Here is a 22,473-nt window from a genome sequence, read left to right on the forward strand (position 1 = left end):
GGACGCTCAGTTCTCCCGGGCGGCCGCCACCACCCCGGTCATCGCCGTCAGGAAGCGCCGGGCCGTGTCCAGCTCCCCCGGCTCGAACTGCCGCATCGCCGCGACCAGATCGCCGATCAGCCCGCCGAAGAAGCCCTCCCCCAGCTCCATCGCCCGCTCCTCCACCAGCAGCCGCACCCGGCGCCGGTCCCGCGGGTCCCGCTCGCGCCGGATCAGCCCGAGCCGCTCCAGCCGGTCCACCAGGCCGGTGGTACCCGCCGAGTTCAGCCCCAGCGCCTCGCCGAGCCGGCCCGGGGTGACCACCTCCCCCGCCCTGGCCGCGTCCAGCAGGTGGATCAGCGCCCGCAGATCGGTCGGATGCAGACCGTTGCGGGCCGCGAACTCGGCGCCGAACAGGTCGAGTTCGACCGTCAGGCCACGCAGCAGGTGCACCAGCCGCATCGGGTCGGCAACCTCGGACACCCTGTCGTCCTTCCTCGGGGAGGGCATGTGCGACTATTCTCTCGCTCAGCGAGATACTTGTTTAGCACGATACGTGTTCAGCGTAATACTCGTTCACCGCGACACTTGCCCGGCGAGTGGTCCAGCCGGCTCGGCCGCCATCACACCACACCCGCGGAGGCCCTCATGTCCGCCCGCACCGCCCCCTTCCTCGCCCCCTTCCTCGCCGCCTACGACGCCCTGCTCGCCCGCTGGCCCGTCCCGGTCGAAGCGCTCACCGTCCGCACCGCCCACGGCACCACCCGGATCAACGCCTGCGGCCCCGCCGACGGCCGCCCGCTCGTCCTGCTCCACGGCGGCGGCGCCACCTCCACCCTGTGGTTCGCCAACGCCGGCGCCCTGGCCGAAGCAGGACACCGCGTCCTCGCCGTCGACCTCATCGGCGACCCGGGCCGCAGCGTCCACGACGGCGCCGCCCTCGACGGCGTCCCCGGCCTGCTCGGCTGGCTGGACGCCGTCCTCGACGGACTCGGCGTCCAACAGGCCGACCTCTGCGGCCACTCGTACGGCGGCTGGATCGCCCTGGAGTACGCCCTGCACGCCCCCACCCGGGTCGGCCGGCTCGCCCTGCTCGACCCCACCCAGTGCTTCGCCGGCTTCCGCCCCGGCTACCTGCTGCGCGCCCTCCCCCTCTTCCTCCCCCACCGCACCCCGGCCCGCGCCCGCGCCTACCTCGACTGGGAAGCCGGCACCACCCCCCGACCCGACCCCGCCTGGCGCGAGCTCTACGCCCTCGGCTACGCCGACTTCCCCGCCTCCCCCGTCGTCACCGGCCCCCGCCCCACCCCCGAACGCCTCCGCACCCTCACCACCCCCGTCCTTACCCTCCTCGCCGCCCACAGCCGCACCCACGACCCCCACGCCGTCGCCCGCACCGCCCACCACACCCTCCCCCGAGCCGAAGTCGCCATCATCCCGGCCACCTCCCACCACACCCTCCCCATGGCCGCCCCCCACGACCTCAACCCCCACCTCACCACCTTCCTCACCCCCACCCACCACCCCTGACCACGTACCCCCGCAGCATGAGAAGTCGGCCCATCCGACTTCTCACGTCCCCCCACTCAGTCGCATCAGGAGGCACGGCCCGGATCCGCCACCGCATGCCGCCTATCAGTTTCCGCCGCGTCCACGCCTGCGGTCGGCCCGGCTTGATGCCCTGCGGCAGCAACGGTTCAAACCACGTCAACTGACTGTTCGTCAGATCTCCATGTCCCACGGAGCGTGATCGTTTCACCGCCGAGATCCACTTCCGCGACAAGCCCTCGCGCACTCGCTCGCCAGGGCAGCAGGCGCTTCACAGGCGGCCGGTCGGGACAGGGAGGCGATCAGTCCGGGCGGAGCTCTTGCAGGCCTTGCGCTTGCCCCGGCCGTCGTCCCACCGGGACTGTTCGCCGGGTTTGCAGCAGATCAGGGTGACGATCGAGACCCGTCGACGGGAGCGGACATCGCTCCATCTCCCGCTCCACTTAAGCAAATTGCCACTCACTCAGCCCGGGAAGCGAGCGACTGCGGCCGGGCAGTAAGCACCACCTGATCACCGACGCCAACGGTATCCCGCTCGCCGCCCCCTGACCGGCGGGAACCGCAATGACGTCACCCAGCTCATTCCACTGCTTCAGGCACTGCCGTCCGTTCGCGGCAAGCGCGGCCGGCTCCGGCGCCGGCCCGACGCCGTGCTCGGCGACCGCGGCTACGACCACGACAAGTACCGCCGCCTGGTCTGGAACCTCGGCGTGAAGCCGCTCATCATCCGCTGAGGCACCGAGCACGGCGCCGGACTCGGCGCTCAACACTGGGTCGTGGAAGGCGCCTTCGCCCACCTGCACTGGTTCCGACGCCTGCGCATCCGCTGGGAGATCCGCGATGACATCCACGAGGCCTTCCTGAGCCTGGGTTCCATCGGGCGCCGCATTCGCCTGCACCCATGCCGGGTTCAACCGCTGGTTGAGGCCGAGCTCGCATGCCCGCTCCTCCAGCCTGACCAGCGAGGTCGTATCGAGGACCTTCAACTCCCGAGGCACCGGCTCATCCGAGTTCATCGCCCCCATGCTGCCCGATGGCACCCCAGCGACTGGAACCGACCATCGAAGATCATTTCGTTAGGAGTTCCTACTCCTGGATGGTGGACCGACGCCGCGCACGTATCGCACGACGAGGGCGTACCCGCGGATCGACGGCTCTCAGCCTCTGCGGCGAGGCGGGTTCAACCTGAGCCTGTTCCTTATGGTGCGGCTCGGTTTCGCTAGCGGGGCGGGTGTGAGCGGACCGGTCCGGTTCGGTCGCGTTCGATCAGCGTGGCGGGGCGTTTGACGGTCTTGCCCACGTCGCAGCGGGGGGGCTTGGTCCGGTTCGGGACGCCGGCCGGCCTGGGCCCGGGCGGGTCGGCTTGGGTGCACGTTGTCTGTAGTCGGCCCTACTCGGCGTCCTGTGCCTCGATCAGGTCGAGGTCGCGAACGCAGAAGGTGTGGTGCTCGAAGGTCTCCTTGAGCACCGTGCCGAGGCACTGCCGCACCAAGCGGCCCCTGGCGTACGGCGGCCAGACATCGTCGTCGGGCACCGGCGCTCGCGCTGCGAGCTGCACGGCGGTGACCTCATCGAGCCAGGCCTCAAGCTCGGCGGCCTGCGCGTCACGCACGCTCACGACCTCGTCGAGGGCCGGATCGAGCGAGAGGTCAAGCCCGTGCGCTCCACGGTAGGGCTCGACGGTCGGCCCAATGCCCATCGGCGTGAACAGCTCCGTCGAGCCCAGGCAGCAGCGGCGGAACCACGAGTCGTGGACGAAGACCAGGTGGCGCAGCGTCTGCACCGCCGACCACTCGTCGTTCACGCTGCGGCGCTCGATGCCGGGCGTACGGCGGATTCGCTCGATCGTGGCGGCCCAGACGGCATGGAGCTGACGCGATGCCTCGCGCAGATCGTCAGGGTCCTCGGAGCGGATCAGCACCCGCACCGGATGACGTCGGTCGAGCTCTGCCTCGACGTACTCGGTGACCTCGACACCGTTCACTACGAGGTTGGTGACGTGCCCGTCGATCACGGCATCCTGCATGACGACGCCGATCAGGCGCGCCCCGGTCAGATCGCACTCGCGGAACTCCGCACTGTGCAGATCCTCGTCGATATATCGCGTCATGATCCGCATACTAGGTCCGAGCACCGACAAGCCGGCCTCCCCGGTTTGACTTAGCTTGTTCCTTGGCATCGGGCCCTGATTGTGCTCGTCGATGGCTCACTCGTTCGGGTGATCGGCGGACATGGGGACGGCCCGGTCGTGATCCTGACTCTGCGAGGAGATCGAGGAATCGACGACGGGGCCGTGCCGATGAATGTGCTCCGACTTGCCACCCGGCGAGACATGTTCGTGGAACTGTCACTCTTCCGGGAGGACTACTACGCCAGCCTGTCCGCGCGGGCGGACGCGTTCTTTGAGCCGACCGACACGCTGCTGTGCTCGGATGCGCCCACCCGTACGCCGGTGGAGCTGTCACTGACCGCCGAGCAACGCCGCGACTACGGCTCCCTGTACGGCGCGCTCGACCACGGCCGTCTGGACACCGAGCTGCTGCGGGACCTGCTGGCCGAGCTGCCACTGCCCCGCTTCGCGGGCCGGATCGTGCTCACCGTGGACGTCTCGCCGTGGCTGCGCTCCGACGCCGCCTGCTCGCCCGAGCGGCTGTTCTGCCTGGTCCACGGCCGCGCTGGCCAGGCGTCCAACCACGTGGTGCCGGGCTGGCCCTACTCGTTCGTCACCGCGCTCACCCCGGACCGGACCTCGTGGACGCAGGTCCTGGACGTGGTCCGCCTCGGCCCGACCGACGATGCTGCGCTGGTGACCGCCGCCCAGCTGCGGCAGGTGGTCCGGCGCCTGGTCGCTGCGGGTCAGTGGCGCGACGGCGACCCGGACATCGTGATCGTGATGGACGCGGGCTACGACCCGATGCGCCTCGCGTACGTGCTGCGGGACCTGCCCGTCGAGGTCGTCGGCCGCCTGCGCTCGGACCGCGTCCTGCGACTGGCGAAGCCCGCCTACGTCTACGACCCGAAGGGCGGGGCCCCCGAAGCGCGGGCCCCGCTTCCCACTCGCCGACCCCGCCGCCTGGCCCGAACCCACGCTGACCACCAGGAACGACACCCCGCGCTACGGCAAGGCCGAGACGACGGCGTGGGACCGGTCCACCCCTACCTCACCCACCGCTCCGCCTGGATCGGCGACGACGGCGAACTCCCGCTGGTCGAGAGCACCCTGATCCGGCTGAAGGTCGACCACTTGCCCGGCGACCGCGACGCGCCACCGGTCTGGCTGTGGTCCTCCAAGACGGGCGCCACCGCCGATGACGTCGACTTCATCTGGTCGAGCTACCTGCGCAGATTCGACCCGGAGCACACCTGCCGCCTGTTCAAGCAGACCCTCGGCTGGGCCCGACCCAGGCTCCGCTCCCCGGAGGCCGCGGACCGCTGGACCTGGCTCGTGATCGTCGCCCGCACCCAGCTCCGCCTCGCCGCCCCACTCGCCGCCGACCAGCGCCGCCCTTGGGAGAAGACCAGCCGCCCCGGCGTCGCGCTGACGCCGACCCGCGTCCGCCGGGGGTTCCGGAACATCCGACCCCCACCTGCCCAGTCCGGCCCGTGCGCCCAAACCCAGCACGCCCGGCCCCGGCCGGCCACCCGGCATCCCGAACCGGACGAAGGCCACCCCCTGCGACGTGGGCAGAACCGTCAAGCTCCCCGCCACGCTGATCGAACGCGACCGAACCGGGCCACAGCGATCAGCGCCCCGGTGAGCACGCCCCCATCCCGTTGGTCAAGGATCAACCTGAGTAACGGCGCAGGAAGTCGGCCAGGCGGCAGGATGTGGGACCCCGTTCCGGAAGGGGGCCGGGAGCAGGGACCGGATACAGCTGGCCGGCGCCGCTGGTGGAGGGTTAGGCCACGAGGTGCAGGGGTGGGTGTCGGAGGTGTGGGGGTGCGGGGGGCGTGCGTAGCGTTGCCGGATGACCGAAGGGACGCGGGGCGGCGGCGCGGCACAGGTGAGTGCGGCTCATGTGATGGCGCCGGCGGTGGTGTTCGCCATTCCGGTGCTGAAGCTGGCGTGGACGCTCGGGGGTGGGGACGCGGCCCGGGACGCGCTGCTGGCCATGGGGCCGGCGAACTGGGTGGACGTCGTCATCGGGATGTTCTTCGCCGAGCCGGTGCTGGCGGTCGTGCTGGCGGCGGTGCTCTCCTACATCGGCTACGCCTACCGGGCCGCTCACGGCGGGGCCGCCCGGCGCCAGGGGCGGGCCCTGGCGGAGACGGCGGCCCGGGCGGCGATCCTGCCGGGGGCGCTCGGGGTGGTGGTCGGGGCGTTCAACGGGCTGTGGTGGGGTGTGGCGGCGGGCGTCCTGGGCTACCTGTTGCGGCTCGGCGTGGTGGCCGAGTACCGGACGGGCGCGCGCTCGGCCGACACCGGCCGGCGCACCGGGCGCACCGCCGTGGCCTTCGGGCCCCGGGCCGTCGAGGCGGTCCGGGTCGCGGCGCTGCTGCTCTCCCTGGTGGTGCTTCCGGTGCTCTCGGTCGTCGCCGCCCTCGACGGCCGGTCCTGGACGAGCGTGTTGATGTGCGACGTCGACACCGGCGCCGGCCCGCAGCGCGCCCGGCTGGTCGAGCTGGACCGTCAGGCTCCGGGCGTCGTCGGCTGGGACGTTCCCGCCCACGAGGTGGTCAGCGGCACCAACTGCGCCACCGACCCGGACGACGTCCTCCGCGCCCCGTGGTGGCGCCGGTAGGGCCGACGACCGGACAGGCCGGTCCGATGATGGCCCTCCTCCCTCCGAGGTCATGGCGTACCTTCGCTGGAACGCGCCTCCGTGGGCGCCGTCCACGTCGATCGGGCGGCCGCCGGGCTGCCCGGAGCCGCTGCGGACCGGGAGGGGCGGGGCGGCCGGTGGGCTCAGTAGATCAGGTAGCCCGGGCGGTGCCCTTCGTCGTCGATCTCCCCGGTCGCCTGGGCCCGCAGCTTGCGGGACAGTTCCTCCAGGGCGCGGGAGGCCGCGACCTCCTCGCCGATCCTGGCGAGCGGACGGTCGTCCGCGCTCTTCACGGACTCGCCGTGCGCGCTCAGGCCGGGCGCCCTGGCGCCGGTCAGCCTGGCGTCACACGCCGTGTGCACGCCGTCTTCCTCGAACCTCAGCTCCACGTCCCACTGGTTGTGCATGCCACACCTCCTGGCGGCGGCCCCCGTCGCGCCTGTCCGGACCGGCACGGACGGTGACCCGTGGCGGCCGCTCACACCAGCGTGCGCCTGCCCTGCCGATGGCGGCAAGCGCTGCCGGAGGGCCTGGTGGCCCGCCCCGTCGCGGGCGTGTCGTGCGATCGGCCCGGGCACCGGCCCGGCGGTAGGCTGACGGGAGCGGCCGCGACGCCCGACCCACCTCTCGGACTCGTCGGCGCGGCGCGGGCAGCGACAACCTGGTGGTCCCTCCGTGGCGGTCTTCCTCCTCGCTCTCAGCGCGGCCTGCTGTCTGGGGCTCGGCTTCGTCCTCCAGCAGCACGCGGCTCAGCAAGCCCCGCGCTCCGATCTGCTGCGCTGGCGGCTGCTGCTGGACCTGATGCGGATGCCGCAGTGGCTGCTCGGCACCGGGTTCATGGTCAGCGGGCTGATCCTCTCGGCGTTCGCGCTCAACCAGGGCGAGGTGTCGCTGGTCGAGCCGCTGCTGGCCACCAATCTGATCTTCGCGATGGCGCTGGCCCGGGTGCTGACCCGTCAGACCCTGGGCCGTTCCGGCTGGGCCGGGGTGGCGCTGCTGGCCCTCGGGGTGACGGCCTTCATCGTGGCCGGGCGGCCGACCGGCGGGGGGCCGCCCGCCGGGGAGCTGCGGCACTGGCTGGTGGTGGGCACCGTGGTCGGGCTGGTGGTGCTGCTGGTCTCGCTGGCCCGTCGGCTGCCGCTGTTCGAGGAGGCGACCTTGCTGGCGCTCGCCGCCGGGCTGCTCTACGGCCTCCAGGACGCGCTGACCCGGACCACCACCCAGCGCCTCGACCACGAGGGCCTGGCCGCGGTGCTGCGCAGCTGGCAGCCGTACGCGGTGGTGGTGGCGGGGGTGGTCGGGCTGCTGCTGGTGCAGAGCGCCTTCGAGGCCGCGCCGCTGCGGATGTCCCTGCCGGCGCTGACCGCCGCCCAGCCGCTGGCCGGGATCGCGTGCGCGGTGGGTTTCCTCGGTGACCGGTTGCGGGTGACCCCGGGGGCGTTGGCGTGGCAGTCGGTCGGGCTGTTGGCGATCGTGATCGGGGTGATCGTGATCGGCCGCCATCCGGCGATGCCCGGGACCGCACGCGACACCCTGGAGAGCATCGGGGCACCACCGGAGGACGAACCCGGGGACGAAGCCGGGCAAGAACCCGGGGACGAAGCCGGGGACGAACCGGAGGACAAGGCCGAGGACGGAGCGGGGCAGGGACCCGAGGGGGACGACCGCCCCGGGAGCACCGGCTAGGCCGCGATGTGCTGGAGCGCGCAGGCGGACGCCGTGGCCGGTGGGCTGGTCGCGGTCACGGGCGTGGCGTGTGTGGTCCGTGCCCGTCGGGCCGGCCGGCCCGAGCGTTTGCCACTCGCCGCGCTCCCCCTGGTGCTGGGCGTGCACCAGCTGATCGAGGCGCTGGTCTGGCTCGGTACGGACGGCGGGCTGCCGGACGGCCTCGCCGGAGCGGCCCGCACCGCCTGGGCGGTGGTCGCCCTGCCGCTGCTGCCCGTCCTGGTCCCGGCCGCCGTGTGGTGCGCCGCCGTCGGACCGCGCCGACGGGTGCTCGCCGCGCTCACCCTGCTCGGCGCGGCGGTCGCCGTCCCGCTGGCCGTGGCCGTCGGCTCCCATCCGGTGACGGCCGCCGTGCACGGCCACACCCTCGGCTACGCGGTCGGCATCCCGTACCCGGCCCTCCTGCTGGCCGGTTACCTCCTCGCCACCGTCGGCTCCCTCCTGGTGAGCGGCGACCGGCTGCTCCGCCGTCTCGGTCTCGTCACCGGTGCGGGCGCCGTCGTCTGCGCCCTGCTCTGGCACCTCGCCTTCGTCTCCACCTGGTGCGCCCTCGCCGCCCTGGCCAGCCTGTTGCTGCTCCACTGGGCGGGCCACCGCCCGGCGGATGAGCCCGGCCCGGTCACCGATCGGGCCCGCTAGCCACGCCCGGGGGGGCGGCTTACGCGCTGCGCGCCGGTTCCGGCTCGACGGCCGCGTCGCCCGCGTCGCCCGCGTCGCCCGCGTCGCCCGTGCCGACCACACCGCTCGCGTCGGCCACGCTGTCCGCTCGGCCCGAGCGGCCACGGAGGCGGTCCATCTCCCGCCACTCGGGGCGCAGCCCGGCCAGCGTGGTGGTCGCGAAGTACAGGGCGCCGGCCGCGATCAGGCTGGGTATGAGGCCGACCGTGGCGACCGCCGCACCGGCGACCAGGCCGCCGAGCGGGATGCCGGCCCAGGCGAGGGAGTCGCCGAGGGCGTGGACGCGGCCCAGCAGGTGGCGGGGCACCCGCTCGAAGAGCACCGCGCCGAGGATCGGGTTGAGGAAGCCGGAGCCGAAGCCGCCGATCGCGAAGACCGTGATCACCAGCCACATCGGCGCGCCGAGGGCGAGCACCAGGAAGCGCGGTGCGCCGCACAGCAGGAAGCCGGTGAAGAAGACCGTCCGACGGGGCAGCCGGGAGGCGACGGCCGCCGCTATCAGGCTGCCGACGACCGCGGTGGCACCCATGGAGGCGGCCAGCAGGCCGATGGCGGCCGGTCCGTTTCCGGACTCCCGCGCCCAGACCGGGACGAGGACGGTGATGAACCCGGCATCGATCAGGTTGGTGATGCCGATCATCACGATCACGGTGAGCAACAGCGGCTCCGAGCGCAGGAACGTGAAGCCCTCGCGGAACATCCGCCAGTAACCTGCGGGCTGCTCCTCCCCGGACGCGTCAACGGCCGGGTCGAGGGCCGGATCGGCGGCCGGATCCGCGGCCGTGGTGGGCACCGCCGGGCGCCCCATGCCGCGCGGGAGCGCGACCGCGATGATCAGCGACCCGAGCGCGAAGGTGACCGCGTTGATCGCCAGCCCGGCCAGCGGGCCCATCAGGGCGACCAGCCCGCCGCCGACCGCCGGCCCGATGGTGGAGGCCAGCCGCTCGGTGACGCCCGACAGCCCGGTGGCGCGCTCCATCGGCACCCGGGCGTGGTCGGCCGCCTCCGGGACCATGACGGACTTGGCCAAGTCCCCCGGGCCGCGCATCGCCCCGATCACCGCGACCATCACCAGCAGCACCCAGAACGGAAGCAGCCCCTGCGCGTGCAGCAGCGGGACCAGCCCGGCCGCGACGGCGCTGACCGCGTCCGTCGTCCAGGACACCACGCGCGGCCCGAGCCGGTCGACTAACGGGCCCGTCAGCGCCTTGACCGCCACGTACGGCGCCATCTCGGCGAACGCGACGAGGCCCGTCATGGTGGCGCTGCCGGTGGTGGCCAGGACGAACCAGGGCAGGGCGATGGCCGAGACGCGCGTGCCCGTCACGGAGACGGCCATGGCCGTCAGCACCCCGGCCAGCGGGCGGAAGCTGCGCCCCGGCGCGTCGGTGGCGGTAGCAGCGGTGGCGGCGGTTCCGGTGGTCATGCGGTCTCCCCCTCGCTTGCGGTGGCGGTGGCGGTCGCGTCCGGCAGGAGGTGGACGACGACGGCCACCTGCTCGGTGCCCTCCGGCGCGGGCCCGCCGTGGTCGATCTGCCGGTAGCGCCGGACCACCTCGAACAGCTCGCCGGACAACCGCTCGGCCTCGGCGGGCGTGAGCTGCAGGACCCGGTCACTGAGGTCCGTCACCCGGCGCCACTCGCGCGGCATGGTCTCGAAGGCGTCCAGCGTGCGCTGGGCGGTCTGGGTGTGCGCGGCCAGGACGGACCGCAGGAAGCCGGCGGCCGTGTCGAGCTCGTCGTCCGCCATGTCGTCCACCGTCCAGACGGTGAGCGGGTGGGCCGAACGCCACCACCGCTCGCGGGCGTTGCCGCGCTCCTCGTCCTCCTCGACGAAGCCCGCGGCGGCGAGCTGGCGCAGGTGGTAGCTGGTGGCTCCGGAGTTGAGCCCCAGCTGCTCGGCGAGCCTCGTCGCCGTGGACGGGCCGTGCTTGCGCAGGAGCCCGACCAACTGCATCCGCACGGGGTGCGCCATCGCCCGCATGTTCTTGGCGGTGATGGCGATGTGCGGGTCGTCGCTGTGCTTCCAGCCGCGTTCTTCGGTCATGGCAGGAGACTAGAACCCCAAAGAGTTCTTTGCAAAGGGTTTTTTGCGAAAGATCTTTTGCGAAGAAGTCCTTGCGGTTACTCGATCCGCAGTAGGCCACGCCTCCGGGCCCCGCCGGTCGGCGGGTGCCCGGCCGGCCGCTCGGCGGGGGCCCCGGAGCGGACCGCGACCCGGAGCGGGATTGTCACCCGGGCGGCCGAGGCGCACGCTGGCAGGAAGGGCCCGGAAGCCGGCCCACCCCGGTCGGCCGCGGATTCGATGACGGCCGCCGGGGAGCACGAGGGGCAGGGCGATGGCACGCGGGAGGCTCTGGGGCTACGTCGCGTCGGGAGCCAAGGCGCTCGGCGCGCTCGGCGGCACCGTCGGCGCGGTCGGCACCGGGCGCCGGGGCGGGTCCGGGCGCGTGGGCGCGGCGGCGCCGGCCGGGGCCGAGGAGGGCCCCGGCCCGTACTCGCCCGGCGCGATGGCCGCGCCCAGGGCGCTCGACCGCACCGAGCTGGAGCGGCTGCGGTGGACCGGCCGGCAGGCCGGCTGCGAACCGATGGCCCGGCACGTCCAGGTGGCCGACGTGGTCCGCCGGGTGGTGCGCGGCGGCGGGCGGGCGGCGGCCGTCACGGTCCGGGTGGCCCCCGGGCTCCCGGTGGTGGCCGGGGACGCCCGCCGGCTGGAGGCCGTCCTCGCCGGGCTGGTCGACCACGCGATCCGGCGCAGCCCGCTGGGCGGCCGGGTGCTGGTCCGGGCCGACGTGGCGGGCGGCGCGTCCGCGCTGCGGGCGCCCGGACGGACGGCGGCGACCCGCGCCCGGGTGGAGGTCCGGGTCTCCGACCGGGGCGCCTACGAGCCGCCCGAGGCGCGCGAGCGGCTGATCGCGGGCGTGCGGGCGGACGGCCCGGTCGGGCCCGCCCTGCACCGCCTGGTGGTGGCCGCGGGCGGCCGGCTCGCGGTGGAGCCCACCCCCGGCGGCGGGCTGACCATGGTCCTGCTGCTGACCGTCGCGTACGACTGACGGAGTACACGAGGAAGTACACCCGGCGCCCCCGCCCCACCGACCCTAGACTTGCCCCATGCCCCGGCTCAACGACCAGGTCAGGGAGCTGCTCCAGGAGTACGCCGACCTGATCAACATCACCGGCGGGGACGCCTTCCGGGCCCGCGCCTACGAGAAGGCCGCCCGCGCGGTCGGCGGCCACCCCGAGGACCTGGCCGGCCTGGACGTCAAGGGCCTGCAGCAGATCCCCGGCGTCGGCAGGTCCACCGCCGAGAAGATCGCCGGGTACCTCGCCACCGGAACCATCCCCGCCCTGGAAGCGCTGCGCGCCGAGGTCCCGTCCGGCGTACGGGAGATGACGGCCGTCCCCGGGGTCGGGCCCAAGCGCGCCCTGGCCCTCTACCGCGACCTCGGGATCGCCTCGGTGGACGAACTCGCCGCGGCCGCCCGGGCCGAGCGGCTCGCCGACCTGCCCGGCTTCGGCGAGCGCAGCGGCGAGCGGATCCTGCACGGCATCGAGCTGATGCGGCAGTCCGGCGGCCGCACCCTGCTGGACACCGCCACCGAGCTGGCCGAGCAGCTGGTCGCCGCGCTCTCCGCCGTCCCCGGCTGCACCCGCTGCGCGTACGCGGGCTCGCTGCGCCGGATGCGCGAGACGGTGGGCGACATCGACGTGCTCGCGACCGCGGCGGACTCCGCCCCGCTGATGGCCGCGCTCACCGAACTCCCCTACGTCGCCGAGGTGATCGGCAGCGGCGGCACCAAGACCTCGGTCCGTACCACCCAGGGCGTACAGGTGGACCTGCGGGTCCTCCCGGAGGAGGACTGGGGAGCTGCGCTGGTCTACTTCACCGGCTCGAAGGCGCACAATATCCGGCTGCGCACGATGGCCGTCCGGGCCGGGCTGAAGCTCTCCGAGTACGGGCTGTTCGAGGTGGACGGCGGCGCCAAGGTGGTCTCGGAGACCGAGGAGGAGGTGTACGCGGCGCTCGGCCTGCCGTGGATCCCGCCGCCGCTGCGCGAGGACCGGGGCGAGATCGAGGCCGCGCTGGAGGGCGGACTCCCGGATCTGGTCCAGGAGTCCGACCTGCGCGGCGACCTGCACACCCACACCGACCTGACCGACGGGCTCGCCACCCTGGAGGAGATGGTCGACACCGCCGCCGCCCGCGGCTACTCCTACTTCGCCGTCACCGACCACGCCCCGGACCTGGTGATGCAGCGGATGACGGACGAGAAGATGCTCGCCCAGCGCGAGCAGCTGCGGCAACTCGCCGACCGGCACAAGAAGTTGCGCCTGCTGCACGGCACCGAGCTGAACATCGGCCCGGACGGCGGGGTGGACTGGCCACCGGAGTTCCTGGCCGGCTTCGACGTCTGCGTGGCCTCCGTGCACTCGCACTTCGCCCTGGACCGGGCCGCCCAGACCCGTCGGCTGATCCGCGCCTGCGAGAACCCGTACGTGCACGTCATCGGACACCTCACCACCCGCCGGATCGGCCGGCGCGGACCGATCGACGTCGACCTGGACGCCGTGTTCGAGGCCGCCGCGCGCACCGGCACCGCGATCGAGATCAACAGCTCCCCGCAGCGGCTCGACCTGCGCGACGAGGACGTCCTGCGGGCGAGGCGGCACGGCGTCCGGTTCGCGATCGACAGCGACGCGCACGCCACCGGCCAGCTCGGCTACCCGCGCTACGGCATCGGCACGGCGCAGCGCGGCTGGCTCACCGCCGAGGACGTGGTCAACACCTGGACCTGGCAGAAGCTGAAGCACTTCCTCCGCAAGGACGCGGTGCCCAGGTAACCCCGGGCAGGCCCGCCGCCGACGGGCCCGCCGAAGGGCACCCGCCGAACCGTCACTCCCCGCCGAAGGAGGCCCCGGGCGAGGCCAGCACCCGGGCCGCGCTGCGGTGCCCGAGGCCGGCCGCGCGCCCGAGGTCCCCGGTGTCCAGGAAGCCGGCCAGGAACCCCGCCGCGAAGGCGTCCCCGGCCCCGGTGAGGTCGCGCACCTCCGCCACCGGCGGCACCGGCACCATGACCAGCGGCTCGCCCGGGACGTCGACGGCGGTCGCCTCGGCGCCCGCCTTGGTGACCACCGTGGTGGCCGCCAGCCGGGCCCGCTCCGGCCCCGGCAGGCCGCCGACCAGCAGTCCGAGGAACGCCGACTCGGAGCGGTTGGCGAACACGAAGGTCGGCGCCAGCCCGGCCAGCAGGACCAGGAAGCGCTCCCGGCCGAAGCGCTCCAGCATGCCGGTCGAGGAGGCGTCCACCGAGGTGGTGCCGCCCGCCCGCCGGACCCGGGCGAGCGCGTCCACCGCCGTACCGCCGACCGGCTCGCCGTCGAAGGAGTAGGCCGGCACGTACAGGTGGGTCAGTCCGGCCAGCCAGGCGTCCGGGACCCGCTCCAGCAGCGTGGCGGCGCCCCGGTCGGGCAGCATGGTCCGCTCGCCGCCCTGGTCGATCAGCACCACGACGCTGCCGGTCCGGCCGCGCCGGGAGACCCGTACGTCGACGCCGTGGCCGGTCAGTTCGGCGACGACGCCGTCCCCGACCGCGTCCTCGCCGACGCAGCCGAGGAAGCGGGCCGGGTACTGCCCGGCGGCGAAGCAGGCGACGTTGGCCGCGCTGCCGCCGCGCCGCCGGAAGACCCGGGCGCCGGAGTCGGTGCCGTGCCGCAGCGGGCCGTCGGCCCAGACCACGATGTCCTCGACGAGGTCCCCGAGCACCCCCAGCACGGCTCAGGCCCCGGTCTCGACGGCGCCCGCCGAGGCCGCAGCACCCGCCGAAGCAGCGCCGGAGGCACCGGAGGCACCACCGGCCAGCGCCGTCGCGATCTCCCCGCCGAGCCGGACGTTGCCCCGGTACACCTCGACGTTGACGTCCAGGCTGCGCCCGCCGGTGTCCCGCTGGATGAAGTCGAGCAGGAACGGCGTGGCGGCGTTCCCGGTGACGCCCCGCCGCTCGGCCTCGGCCCAGGCGCGGGCCAGGATGCCGTCCAGTTCCTCCGGCGGCAGCTGCTTGGCCGGGTCGACCGGGTTGGCGATCAGGACGGCCTGCGGCAGGCCGAGCCGGTCGCGGGCCTCGATCACCCCGGCGGCCTGCTCGGGCGACTCCACGCTGAAGTTGATCTCGTGGCCGGAGTCGGTGACGTAGAAGCCGGGGTACCTGCGGGTGCGGTAGCCGATGACCGGGATGTTGTACGTCTCGAAGCGTTCCAGGGTGGCCCGGATGTCGAGGATGGACTTCACGCCCGCGCTGACCACGGTGACCGGGGTGGCGGCCAGGGCGGTCAGGTCGGCCGACTCGTCGAAGCTCTCCGAGGCGCCGAAGTGCACGCCGCCGAGGCCGCCGGTGGAGAAGACCCGGATGCCGGCGCGGTGGGCGAGGAAGGCGGTGGCGGCGACGGTGGTGCCGCCGTGCCGGCCGAGCGCGGCGACCACCGGGAGGTCGCGCAGGCTCACCTTGTCCAGGCCGTCGGCGGCGGACAGTTCGGTGATCTGTCCGGTGCTCAGCCCGACCGTGGGCACCCCGGCGTGCACCCCGATCGTGGCGGGCACGACGCCCGCCGCCCGCAGCTGCCGCTCCGCCTCCAGCGCGACGGCCAGGTTGCGCGGCCGCGGCAGGCCGTGGGTGAAGATGGTCGACTCCAGGGCGACCACCGGCCGGCCGTCGGCGAGCGCCCGGGCGACCTCCTCGGAGACCTGGACGGCGGGAGCGGCGGGGGGAAGAAGTCCGGTCATGATGCGAACTCTCTGTGAGGCTGCCGCTGCGGTGGGGCAACGTGCTGCTCAGCGTATGGACGGTTCACATCGGAATCCAGAATGAGTACTGAGGTTTCTGATAGGCCATCACCTATTGGTTCGTCTACCCTGCCACCCATGGGTTTCACCTTGCGCCAGCTCCAGGTCTTCCTGACCGTCGCCGAGACGCTGCACTTCGGGCGGGCCGCCGAACGGCTGCACATCTCGCAGCCGACGGTCAGTCAGGAGGTCGCCCGGCTGGAGCGGACCGTCGGCGTCGAGCTGTTCGACCGCAGCCGCCGCTCGGTCGCGCTGACCGAGGCCGGCGAGGTGATGGCCGCCGAGAGCACTCTGCTGCTCCGGCAGGCCGAGACGCTGCTGACCCGGGTGCGGCTGCACGAGGAGTCCCGGCTGGGCACCGCCCGGATCGTCGCCTCGCCGAGCGTGGTGAACCGCCTGCTGCCCGCCGTGGTCAGCCGGGCCGAGCAGGAGCTGCCCGCGCTCGACACCGCCGAACTGGCCGTGGACACCGGGCAGGTCTCCGCCACCCTGGCCGCCGAGCTGGCCGACATCGGGCTCGGCCGCTTCCTGGACGAGGTGGACGGCTACCGGCTGGAGCGGATCGCCGACGAACCGGTGCTGGTCGCGCTCGGCCGGGACCACCCACTGGCCCGCCGGAGCAGCCTGCGCCTGGCCGAACTGCGCGACCTGCCCCTGCTGTTGTGGCCGCGCGAGCAGCACCCCCGCTACTACGACCACGTGCTCGGCCTCTGCGCGGAGCACGGCGTGGACCCGCCGGTGCTGGTCAGCCCGCCCCGGATCGTCGGCTCCCGGCTCTACCTGCTCGCCCGCAACCGCGCCTTCTCGCTGGTGCCCGGCTCGATGACCGGCCACCTCACCGAGGACGTGGCCACCGTACGACTGGAGGGGCGGGCCGCGCTGCCGCTGGAGATGCAGTGGCGGACGGACGACCGGCGGCCCCGGCTGGCCTCGCTGCGGGACCTGATCCGGCAGGAGGCCGCGGAGTTGGAGGACCGCTGACCCGACGCACTCCGTGACCGGCCCGACCCGACCCACTCCCTGACCGGCGCGACCCGACCCACTCCCTGACCGACCCGACCCGACCCACCCGCCGGCCCGGATCCGGTCGGCGCGAATCCTTGACGCTGGCATGCCACCCCCGGAAGGATTCCCGGACCATCCGACCGGCCCGCGGCACCCGCCCGCGGGCCGCCCGACCCCGGGAACCCGCCTTGGCCCTGCGCCCGTTGCTCCGCCGCACCGCCGGTCTGATCGGCGCCGCCGTCCTCACCCTGGCCGGCACCCTCACCGCCGCCGCCCCGGCCCACGCCGACTTCGGCACCGACTACCACGACCCGGTCACCGCCACCAAGCCGCTCACCCGCCCCGACACCCGCTCCTGCACCGTCGAGGTGATGCACGAGCGCGAGTTCCGCAACGGGTACGGCAACCCGCCGGACACCCCGTACAACGCCACCCTCACCCCGCCCGCCGACTGCGCCGGCCCCTGGTCCGCGGTGGTCATGGACCTCCACGGGCAGGTCGCCGGACGGCAGTTCGACCGGATCTTCAGCGTCCGCGTCGGCGGCGTCCAGGTGCTGCTCTCCTCCACCCCGGAGCCGTCCAAGGACGGCATCGCCTGGAACGTCGAGCACGACGTCACCCGCTACGCCCCGCTCTTCGCGGGCGGCCCGCAGGAGTTCTCCTTCGACCTCGCCAACGTCACCGACGCCACCTACACCGGCGTCTTCACGATCAGCGCGAAGCTGACCTTCTACACCGCGGACGCGCACTGGCCGGCCGCCCGCTCCGCCGACCGGCTGCTCACCACCGGCCCGTTCGGGCTCACCCAGGCCGCCCCCGCCGCCGGGCGCGACCTCGTCTTCCCGCAGAACCTCGAACGCCTCACCGCCGAGGTCTACGCCCGGGGCGGCGGCGCCTGCGAGGAGTTCGCCTACGCCTCCGCACCGGACGCCTTCGCCGCCGCCAACCCCGGCAGCGGCATCTGCGGCAAGGGCCCGTTCCGCGAACTGCGGCTCACCGTGGACGGCCGGGTGGCCGGCGCGGTCTGGCCGTACCCGGTGATCTACACCGGCGGCTGGGACCCATTGCTCTGGCGGCCCGTGCCCGGCGTCTTCGCCTTCGACCTGCCCGCCTACCGGCTCGACCTCACCCCGTACGTCGGACTGCTGCTGGACGGCCGGCCGCACAGCGTGGGCGTCACCGTGAACACCGCCGAGGCGCAGAGCAACGACGTCTGGACCGGCCAGGTCAACCTCTTCGCCGAGACCGACCACGGCGCCGCCCGCACCACCGGACAGCTCACCGACCACCGGGTCGCCCCGGAGGCCACCGTCGCCACCGACCTCGCCGACCACGGCGGCGGCAGCGGCGACTGGACGGTCACCGCCGCCCGCGACGACCTCGCCCGGGGCTGGGTGCAGACCTCGCACGGCCGGATCACCACCGAGGTCCGCGACGAGCTCGCGTTCCGCTCCGCCCAGCGGCTGCGCGACGGCGGCAACGACGTGACGCTGCACAACGGCACCGACCTCACCCGCACCACCGCGACCTGGGGTGGCGGCCCGCACCGCACCACCACCGTGCACGAGGGCGAACCGCTGGACGTCAGCTACCGGGTGAGCCGCGACGCGGCCGGGAACACCGACCAGACCACCGCCATGGAGCTCGGCTACCACCGCGAGGCCACCGCGGCGACCGGCGGCCACGTCACCGAGCGCTCCACCGTCGACCACACCCTGCGCCCCACCGCCCGGCGGCACGACGGGGACCGCACCGTCCGGACCGGCGGCAGCACGGAGGAGTACCGCAGCACCGGGCCCGACGGGCCGTACCAGCGGACGCTGACCTTCGTGGACGGCTGGCCGCGCCCCTGACGGAGGTCTCGTCGCCCGGCAGTCCCAGTGCCCGGCAGCCCCGTCGCCCGCCAGCCCCGTCAGCCGATCCACCCCGGATTGCCCGAGTTGCGAAAATTGGTTGGATTCATACCGTTCACCCCTGGTGCACAGCCCGCAGGAGGCGCATGATGGGAGATGGACCTGCGAGGTAGCTGAAGGAGTTCGACCGCAGGAGGCAGTGGCGACGGATCGAGACGGATCAGGGTCCGACGCTGGATGACTACCTCGGTCGACGATCGAACTACCGGCCGGAGGACGTCACGTCCGGAGGCCACCCCCACCTCGTAGGTTCCGCGCGTCCACGGAGCATCCCCTCGGCCCCGTGGGCGCGCACCCGTCTCCGCGGCACCGCCGCTACCGCTCCTGCGCCGCCCAGCCCATCTCCCAGGCGTGCACCGCGATCCCGACCCGGTTCGCCACCCCGAGCTTGCGCTGGATGCTGGCGACGTGGGTCTTCACCGTCCCCGGCGAGATGAACAGCTCCGCGGCGATGTCCGCGTTGGTGCGGCCCGCCGCGACGTGCCCGGCGATCTCCACCTCCCGCTCGGTCAGCGGCACCACAAGCGCGGGCCGCCGCCGCTCCGGGCGGCGCGGAGCCGTCACGTGCCGCAGCAGCCGGACGGTGACCGACGGGCTGATCAGGCTCTCCCCGTCCGCCGCCGCCCGCACCGCCTCGGCCAGCAGCGACGGGCCGGAACGCTTCAGCAGGAAACCGGACGCCCCGTGCCGCAGGGCCGGGTACACGTACTCGTCCAGGTCGAAGGTGGTCAGCACCACGACCCGCACCGGCTCCGCCACCCCCGGCCCGGCCAGCCGCCGGGTCAGCTCCAGTCCGTCCATCCGCGGCATCCGGATGTCCACCAGCGCGACGTCCGGCCGCAGTTCGGCCGCCAGCTCCAGTGCGGCGAGCCCGTCCGCCGCCTCGCCCACCACCTCGATGTCCGGCTGGGCCGTCAGGATCCGCCGCACACCGCGCCGTACGGCCTCCTGGTCGTCCGCGATCAGGGTGCGGATCACCCGCGGGCCGTCGCCGTTCGTCCTCGTCACGCCCAGCAGTGTGACGCACGGGTGACGGACGGGAAAGTTCACGCGGCGGACCCGGCGCGGTTCACCTTCGTCCGGTGGGCTGGCCGCCATGAACGATTCCAGTGGACGTCTCCCCGTCAGCAGGCGCGGGCTCCTGGCCGGGGCGACCGGCGTCGGCCTCGGCGGTGCCGTGTCCCTCTCCGGCGTCTCGGCCGCCCCCGCCGCCGCCTCCCCGGTGCTCTGGCAGCGGCCGGACCGCTCCGGCGCGCCGCGGGTGGCCGGCCTCCACCTCCAGTTCGGCTCGGACGCCTCCCGCGAGGTGGTGGTCTCCTGGCACACCACCCGGTCCGCCGGCAACCCCCGGGTGGTGTACGGGACTTCGAACGGCGGCTTCGGCCGGACGGTCCAGGCCGCGACCCGCACCTACCGGGACGCCGCGTCCGGCACCGAGGTCCAGACGCACCACGCCCGGCTGACCGGCCTGCGCGCCGACACGGACTACGTCTACGCCGCCGTCCACGACGGCACCACCCCCGAACTCGGCACCGTCCGCACCGCCCCGCGCGGCCGGTCCGCCTTCACCTTCACCAGCTTCGGCGACCAGGGCACCCCGACCCTCGGCAAGAAGACCGCCAACGGCTACGTGAACGACAACCTCGGCAGCCCCGCCGCCGGCGACACCACCGCCGGGGTCGAGCGGATCGCCCCGCTGTTCCACCTGCTCAACGGCGACCTCTGCTACGCGAACATCGCCACCGACCGGGTCCGCACCTGGTCCGACTGGTTCGAGAACAACACCCGCTCGGCCCGCCACCGCCCCTGGATGCCCGCGGCCGGCAACCACGAGAACGAGAAGGGCAACGGCCCGATCGGCTACGGCGCCTACCAGGCGTACTTCGAGCTGCCGGACGCCCGCTCCGACGCGGAGACGCGCGGCCTGTGGTACTCGTTCACGGCCGGCTCGGTGCGGGTGATCAGCCTCAACAACGACGACGTGGCCTACCAGGACGGCGGCAGCAGCTACGTCCACGGCTACTCCGGCGGTGCCCAGCAGCGCTGGCTGGAAAGGGAGTTGATCGCGGCCAACGCGGACCCGGGGATCGACTGGATCGTGGTCTGCATGCACCAGGTGGTGATCTCCACCGCCGACAAGTTCAACGGCGCCGACCTCGGCGTCCGCGAGGCCTGGGTGCCGCTGTTCGACAAGTACGGCGTGGACCTGGTGGTCTGCGGCCACGAGCACCACTACGAGCGCTCGCACCCGATCCGCGGCCAGCAGCCGACCGACACCCGCACGCCGATCCCGGTCTCCACCGGCACCGAGACCATCGACACCACCAAGGGCACCGTCCACATGGTCATCGGCGGCGGCGGCACCTCGGCCCCGTCCAACCAGCTCTTCTTCAGCCCCGCCAAGGCCCGGGTGATCACCGGCGTCGGCGCCGTCGACCCGGCCACCGGCAAGCGCCCGCCGGTGTACGTCATCGAGGACGCCCCCTGGTCCGCCTTCCGGGACGCCGACAACCCGTACGGCTTCGCCTCCTTCGACGTCGACCCGGGCGGGCGCAACGGGCAGACCACGATCGGCGTCACCTACTACTCCGTCAGCGGGCCGTACGGGGACCTCGTCCCGGTCGACCGCTTCACCCTGACCCGCCCGCGCGGCACCCGGGGCGGCGGCCGGGGCCACTGAGCGCGACGCACCCGGAAGCGGGGGCAGCCCTGCCGCGCCGGCCGACGCCACAGGGCGCGTGCCTCAGCGACCCGGCAGGGAGCAGCTGACCCACCAGCCCCCGGGCGTTCCCGGGCCGGCGGTCAGCGAGCCCCCGTGGGCGGCGGCCCGGGCGGTGAGCCCGGCCAGGCCGGTGCCGCCGGCGCCGGGGCGGCGGCGCAGCAGCGGCTTGCGGGACGGGCCGCCGTCGTCGGTGACGGTCAGCTCGACCGTGCCGTCCGTGCCGGGGGCCACCCGGACGGTGACCTCGGTGGCCTGCGGCGCGTGCCGACGGATGTTGGTGAGGGCCTCCAGGACGACGGCGTACGCGGTCGCCTCGGCCTCGGCGGAGAGCCGGCCGGCGGTCTCGGGCGCCAGCTCGGCGGTGGCGCGCGGGGCACCGGCGGTGCCGCCGGCACCGGTGGCGCCGAAGCGGGTGACCAGTTCGGGGAGGTCGGCCAGGCCCAGCCGGCGGGTGGTCGCGCCGTCGGACTCCTCCTCCCGATCCGGCGTCTCGGACCGGCCGTCCCGGCCGCCCTCTCCGCCCGGCTCGCGCAGGGCGCCGACCATCTCGTCCATCGAGTCCAGCGCCCGCAGCCCGGCCTCCTCCAGGCGCCGCAGCAGTACGGCGGTCTCCTCCGGCTCCTGGTCCGGGAGTTGACCGGCCTGGGCCTCCAGCACGATGCCGGTGATCTCGTGGGCGACGAAGTCGTGCAGCCCCCGCGCCACCTCCAGCCGCTGTTCGCGCCGGGCCCGGGCGACCGCCCGCTCCCGTCGGGCGTCCAGGACCCGCAGGTAGAGGGCCGCCCCCGCGACACCGAGCAGCGGCAGCAGCGAGAGCAGCACCCCGACCACCGACCAGGCCGCACCGCCCTGCGGCGTCCGCAGGGAGAACCGCAGCGGCAGCAGCACCGCCGCGAGCCCGAGCAGCCCGCCGACCGGGCCGACCCGGCGGTCGGACAGCCCGCGGACGGCCCGGAAGAGCAGCCCGAGCAGGGCGAGCCACTCGAACGGCAGCCAGAACGCGGGCAGCCGGTACGGCCCCGGGTAGACCAGGTCGACCAGCAGCGAGGCCCCGGCCACCGCCCCGACCGCCGCACCGAGCGTGATCCGCCCGGCGGGCCAGGGCAGCAGCGCCACCACCGCGGCGAACGCCGCCGTCAGGGCGAGCAGCGCGGCCGCCGCCCGGGCGTCCGGTTGCGCCAGCAGGACGGGCGCCAGCAGGGCGAGCGCGGAGACGGCGGCGAGCGGCCGGCGGATCCGGGCGGAGCGGGGTCGGGCGGAGCTGGGTTGGGCGGAGCTGGTTCGGGCTTCGGTGCGCACCCAC

Annotated in this window: 18 protein-coding genes and 2 pseudogenes; 11 read left to right on the forward strand and 9 right to left on the reverse strand. The window is 74.0% G+C overall.

Annotated elements, in window-relative coordinates; all coding sequences use genetic code 11:
• Positions 1-6 precede the first annotated feature (6 nt).
• A complete protein-coding gene (locus tag ACFVU7_RS20680) occupies positions 7-441 on the reverse strand; it encodes a MarR family transcriptional regulator (protein ID WP_380741585.1) in 435 nt (144 codons plus the stop codon).
• 186 nt (positions 442-627) lie between these two features.
• Here ACFVU7_RS20680 and ACFVU7_RS20685 point away from each other — a divergent pair, with 186 nt between their 5' ends.
• Together ACFVU7_RS20685 and ACFVU7_RS20690 are read left to right on the forward strand one after the other, a co-directional pair.
• Positions 628-1,509, forward strand: coding sequence for an alpha/beta fold hydrolase (locus tag ACFVU7_RS20685; RefSeq protein WP_388046347.1), 882 nt, complete (start codon positions 628-630; stop codon positions 1,507-1,509).
• Positions 1,510-2,004: 495 nt separating this feature from the next.
• A pseudogene (locus tag ACFVU7_RS20690) lies at positions 2,005-2,396 on the forward strand (transposase); the annotation flags it as partial.
• A gap of 521 nt (positions 2,397-2,917) precedes the next feature.
• On the opposite strand, the gene ACFVU7_RS20695 reads toward ACFVU7_RS20690, so the two are convergent.
• Positions 2,918-3,637: a DinB family protein gene (locus ACFVU7_RS20695; protein ID WP_388046349.1), complete on the reverse strand. Its 720-nt coding sequence runs from the start codon at positions 3,635-3,637 to the stop codon at positions 2,918-2,920.
• Between the two features lie 222 nt (positions 3,638-3,859).
• On the opposite strand from ACFVU7_RS20695, the pseudogene ACFVU7_RS20700 reads away from it, so the two are divergent.
• Both ACFVU7_RS20700 and ACFVU7_RS20705 read left to right on the forward strand, forming a co-directional pair.
• A pseudogene (locus ACFVU7_RS20700) lies at positions 3,860-4,582 on the forward strand (transposase); the annotation flags it as partial.
• A gap of 913 nt (positions 4,583-5,495) precedes the next feature.
• Complete coding sequence (locus tag ACFVU7_RS20705) at positions 5,496-6,269, forward strand: hypothetical protein (protein WP_147409312.1); 774 nt, start codon at positions 5,496-5,498, stop codon at positions 6,267-6,269.
• A 164-nt stretch (positions 6,270-6,433) separates the two neighbouring features.
• On the opposite strand, the gene ACFVU7_RS20710 is transcribed toward ACFVU7_RS20705, so the two are convergent.
• On the reverse strand, positions 6,434-6,697 hold the full coding sequence (locus ACFVU7_RS20710) for a dsRBD fold-containing protein (RefSeq protein WP_049655929.1): 264 nt from the start codon (positions 6,695-6,697) through the stop codon (positions 6,434-6,436).
• A gap of 268 nt (positions 6,698-6,965) precedes the next feature.
• On the opposite strand from ACFVU7_RS20710, the gene ACFVU7_RS20715 reads away from it, so the two are divergent.
• Positions 6,966-7,976, forward strand: a complete 1,011-nt coding sequence (locus ACFVU7_RS20715) for a DMT family transporter (RefSeq protein WP_388046351.1) — start codon at positions 6,966-6,968, stop codon at positions 7,974-7,976.
• Between the two features lie 6 nt (positions 7,977-7,982).
• Positions 7,983-8,654, forward strand: coding sequence for a DUF6629 family protein (locus ACFVU7_RS20720; protein ID WP_388046352.1), 672 nt, complete (start codon positions 7,983-7,985; stop codon positions 8,652-8,654).
• Positions 8,655-8,673: 19 nt separating this feature from the next.
• Here the strand turns inward: ACFVU7_RS20720 and ACFVU7_RS20725 are convergent, their stop codons facing one another.
• Both ACFVU7_RS20725 and ACFVU7_RS20730 read right to left on the reverse strand, forming a co-directional pair.
• The gene (locus ACFVU7_RS20725) at positions 8,674-10,119 is read right to left on the reverse strand and encodes an MFS transporter (RefSeq protein WP_388046354.1); all 1,446 of its coding nucleotides are present in this window, start codon (positions 10,117-10,119) and stop codon (positions 8,674-8,676) included.
• Positions 10,116-10,739 carry a transcriptional regulator gene (locus tag ACFVU7_RS20730; RefSeq protein ID WP_074004491.1) on the reverse strand — a complete coding sequence of 208 codons (624 nt, stop codon included), beginning with the start codon at positions 10,737-10,739 and terminating at the stop codon, positions 10,116-10,118. Before ACFVU7_RS20730 ends, ACFVU7_RS20725 begins: the two co-directional genes overlap by 4 nt.
• Before the next feature lie 292 nt (positions 10,740-11,031).
• On the opposite strand from ACFVU7_RS20730, the gene ACFVU7_RS20735 reads away from it, so the two are divergent.
• Both ACFVU7_RS20735 and polX read left to right on the forward strand, forming a co-directional pair.
• Entirely contained in the window at positions 11,032-11,745 is a 714-nt protein-coding gene (locus ACFVU7_RS20735; RefSeq protein WP_388046356.1) for a sensor histidine kinase, read from the forward strand.
• Between the two features lie 58 nt (positions 11,746-11,803).
• On the forward strand, positions 11,804-13,534 hold the full coding sequence (gene polX, locus ACFVU7_RS20740) for a DNA polymerase/3'-5' exonuclease PolX (protein ID WP_388046358.1): 1,731 nt from the start codon (positions 11,804-11,806) through the stop codon (positions 13,532-13,534).
• A 52-nt stretch (positions 13,535-13,586) separates the two neighbouring features.
• Here the strand turns inward: polX and ACFVU7_RS20745 are convergent, their stop codons facing one another.
• Both ACFVU7_RS20745 and ACFVU7_RS20750 read right to left on the reverse strand, forming a co-directional pair.
• Positions 13,587-14,465: a carbohydrate kinase family protein gene (locus tag ACFVU7_RS20745; protein WP_388046360.1), complete on the reverse strand. Its 879-nt coding sequence runs from the start codon at positions 14,463-14,465 to the stop codon at positions 13,587-13,589.
• A 3-nt stretch (positions 14,466-14,468) separates the two neighbouring features.
• Positions 14,469-15,470 carry a pseudouridine-5'-phosphate glycosidase gene (locus ACFVU7_RS20750; protein ID WP_388046361.1) on the reverse strand — a complete coding sequence of 334 codons (1,002 nt, stop codon included), beginning with the start codon at positions 15,468-15,470 and terminating at the stop codon, positions 14,469-14,471.
• A gap of 138 nt (positions 15,471-15,608) precedes the next feature.
• Here ACFVU7_RS20750 and ACFVU7_RS20755 point away from each other — a divergent pair, with 138 nt between their 5' ends.
• Positions 15,609-16,511 (forward strand): LysR family transcriptional regulator, encoded by a 903-nt coding sequence (locus ACFVU7_RS20755; RefSeq protein WP_049655825.1) that lies wholly within the window; start codon positions 15,609-15,611, stop codon positions 16,509-16,511.
• A 212-nt stretch (positions 16,512-16,723) separates the two neighbouring features.
• Positions 16,724-18,388, forward strand: a complete 1,665-nt coding sequence (locus ACFVU7_RS20760; RefSeq protein ID WP_388046363.1) for a peptide-N4-asparagine amidase — start codon at positions 16,724-16,726, stop codon at positions 18,386-18,388.
• Between the two features lie 375 nt (positions 18,389-18,763).
• Here ACFVU7_RS20760 and ACFVU7_RS20765 read toward each other — a convergent pair whose 3' ends face one another.
• The gene (locus ACFVU7_RS20765; RefSeq protein ID WP_304414272.1) at positions 18,764-19,456 is read right to left on the reverse strand and encodes a response regulator transcription factor; all 693 of its coding nucleotides are present in this window, start codon (positions 19,454-19,456) and stop codon (positions 18,764-18,766) included.
• A gap of 88 nt (positions 19,457-19,544) precedes the next feature.
• On the opposite strand from ACFVU7_RS20765, the gene ACFVU7_RS20770 reads away from it, so the two are divergent.
• Positions 19,545-21,128, forward strand: a complete 1,584-nt coding sequence (locus ACFVU7_RS20770) for a purple acid phosphatase family protein (protein ID WP_388046365.1) — start codon at positions 19,545-19,547, stop codon at positions 21,126-21,128.
• Between the two features lie 63 nt (positions 21,129-21,191).
• Here the strand turns inward: ACFVU7_RS20770 and ACFVU7_RS20775 are convergent, their stop codons facing one another.
• Positions 21,192-22,469, reverse strand: a complete 1,278-nt coding sequence (locus ACFVU7_RS20775) for a sensor histidine kinase (RefSeq protein ID WP_388046367.1) — start codon at positions 22,467-22,469, stop codon at positions 21,192-21,194.
• Positions 22,470-22,473 lie beyond the last annotated feature (4 nt).

The sequence above is a fragment of the Kitasatospora sp. NPDC058046 genome (assembly GCF_042885595.1).
In the GTDB taxonomy this organism is placed as follows: Bacteria; Actinomycetota; Actinomycetes; order Streptomycetales; family Streptomycetaceae; genus Kitasatospora.

Excerpts from the sequence above, each read along its gene's own strand:
- ACFVU7_RS20680 (WP_380741585.1), bottom strand. The coding sequence starts at position 441 with ATGCGGCTGGTGCACCTGCTGCGTGGCCTGACGGTCGAACTCGACCTG.
- ACFVU7_RS20685 (WP_388046347.1), top strand. The coding sequence starts at position 628 with ATGTCCGCCCGCACCGCCCCCTTCCTCGCCCCCTTCCTCGCCGCCTAC.
- ACFVU7_RS20695 (WP_388046349.1), bottom strand. The coding sequence starts at position 3,637 with ATGACGCGATATATCGACGAGGATCTGCACAGTGCGGAGTTCCGCGAG.
- ACFVU7_RS20705 (WP_147409312.1), top strand. The coding sequence starts at position 5,496 with ATGACCGAAGGGACGCGGGGCGGCGGCGCGGCACAGGTGAGTGCGGCT.
- ACFVU7_RS20710 (WP_049655929.1), bottom strand. The coding sequence starts at position 6,697 with ATGCACAACCAGTGGGACGTGGAGCTGAGGTTCGAGGAAGACGGCGTG.
- ACFVU7_RS20720 (WP_388046352.1), top strand. The coding sequence starts at position 7,983 with ATGTGCTGGAGCGCGCAGGCGGACGCCGTGGCCGGTGGGCTGGTCGCG.
- ACFVU7_RS20725 (WP_388046354.1), bottom strand. The coding sequence starts at position 10,119 with ATGACCACCGGAACCGCCGCCACCGCTGCTACCGCCACCGACGCGCCG.
- ACFVU7_RS20730 (WP_074004491.1), bottom strand. The coding sequence starts at position 10,739 with ATGACCGAAGAACGCGGCTGGAAGCACAGCGACGACCCGCACATCGCC.
- ACFVU7_RS20735 (WP_388046356.1), top strand. The coding sequence starts at position 11,032 with ATGGCACGCGGGAGGCTCTGGGGCTACGTCGCGTCGGGAGCCAAGGCG.
- polX (WP_388046358.1), top strand. The coding sequence starts at position 11,804 with ATGCCCCGGCTCAACGACCAGGTCAGGGAGCTGCTCCAGGAGTACGCC.
- ACFVU7_RS20750 (WP_388046361.1), bottom strand. The coding sequence starts at position 15,470 with ATGACCGGACTTCTTCCCCCCGCCGCTCCCGCCGTCCAGGTCTCCGAG.
- ACFVU7_RS20755 (WP_049655825.1), top strand. The coding sequence starts at position 15,609 with ATGGGTTTCACCTTGCGCCAGCTCCAGGTCTTCCTGACCGTCGCCGAG.
- ACFVU7_RS20770 (WP_388046365.1), top strand. The coding sequence starts at position 19,545 with ATGAACGATTCCAGTGGACGTCTCCCCGTCAGCAGGCGCGGGCTCCTG.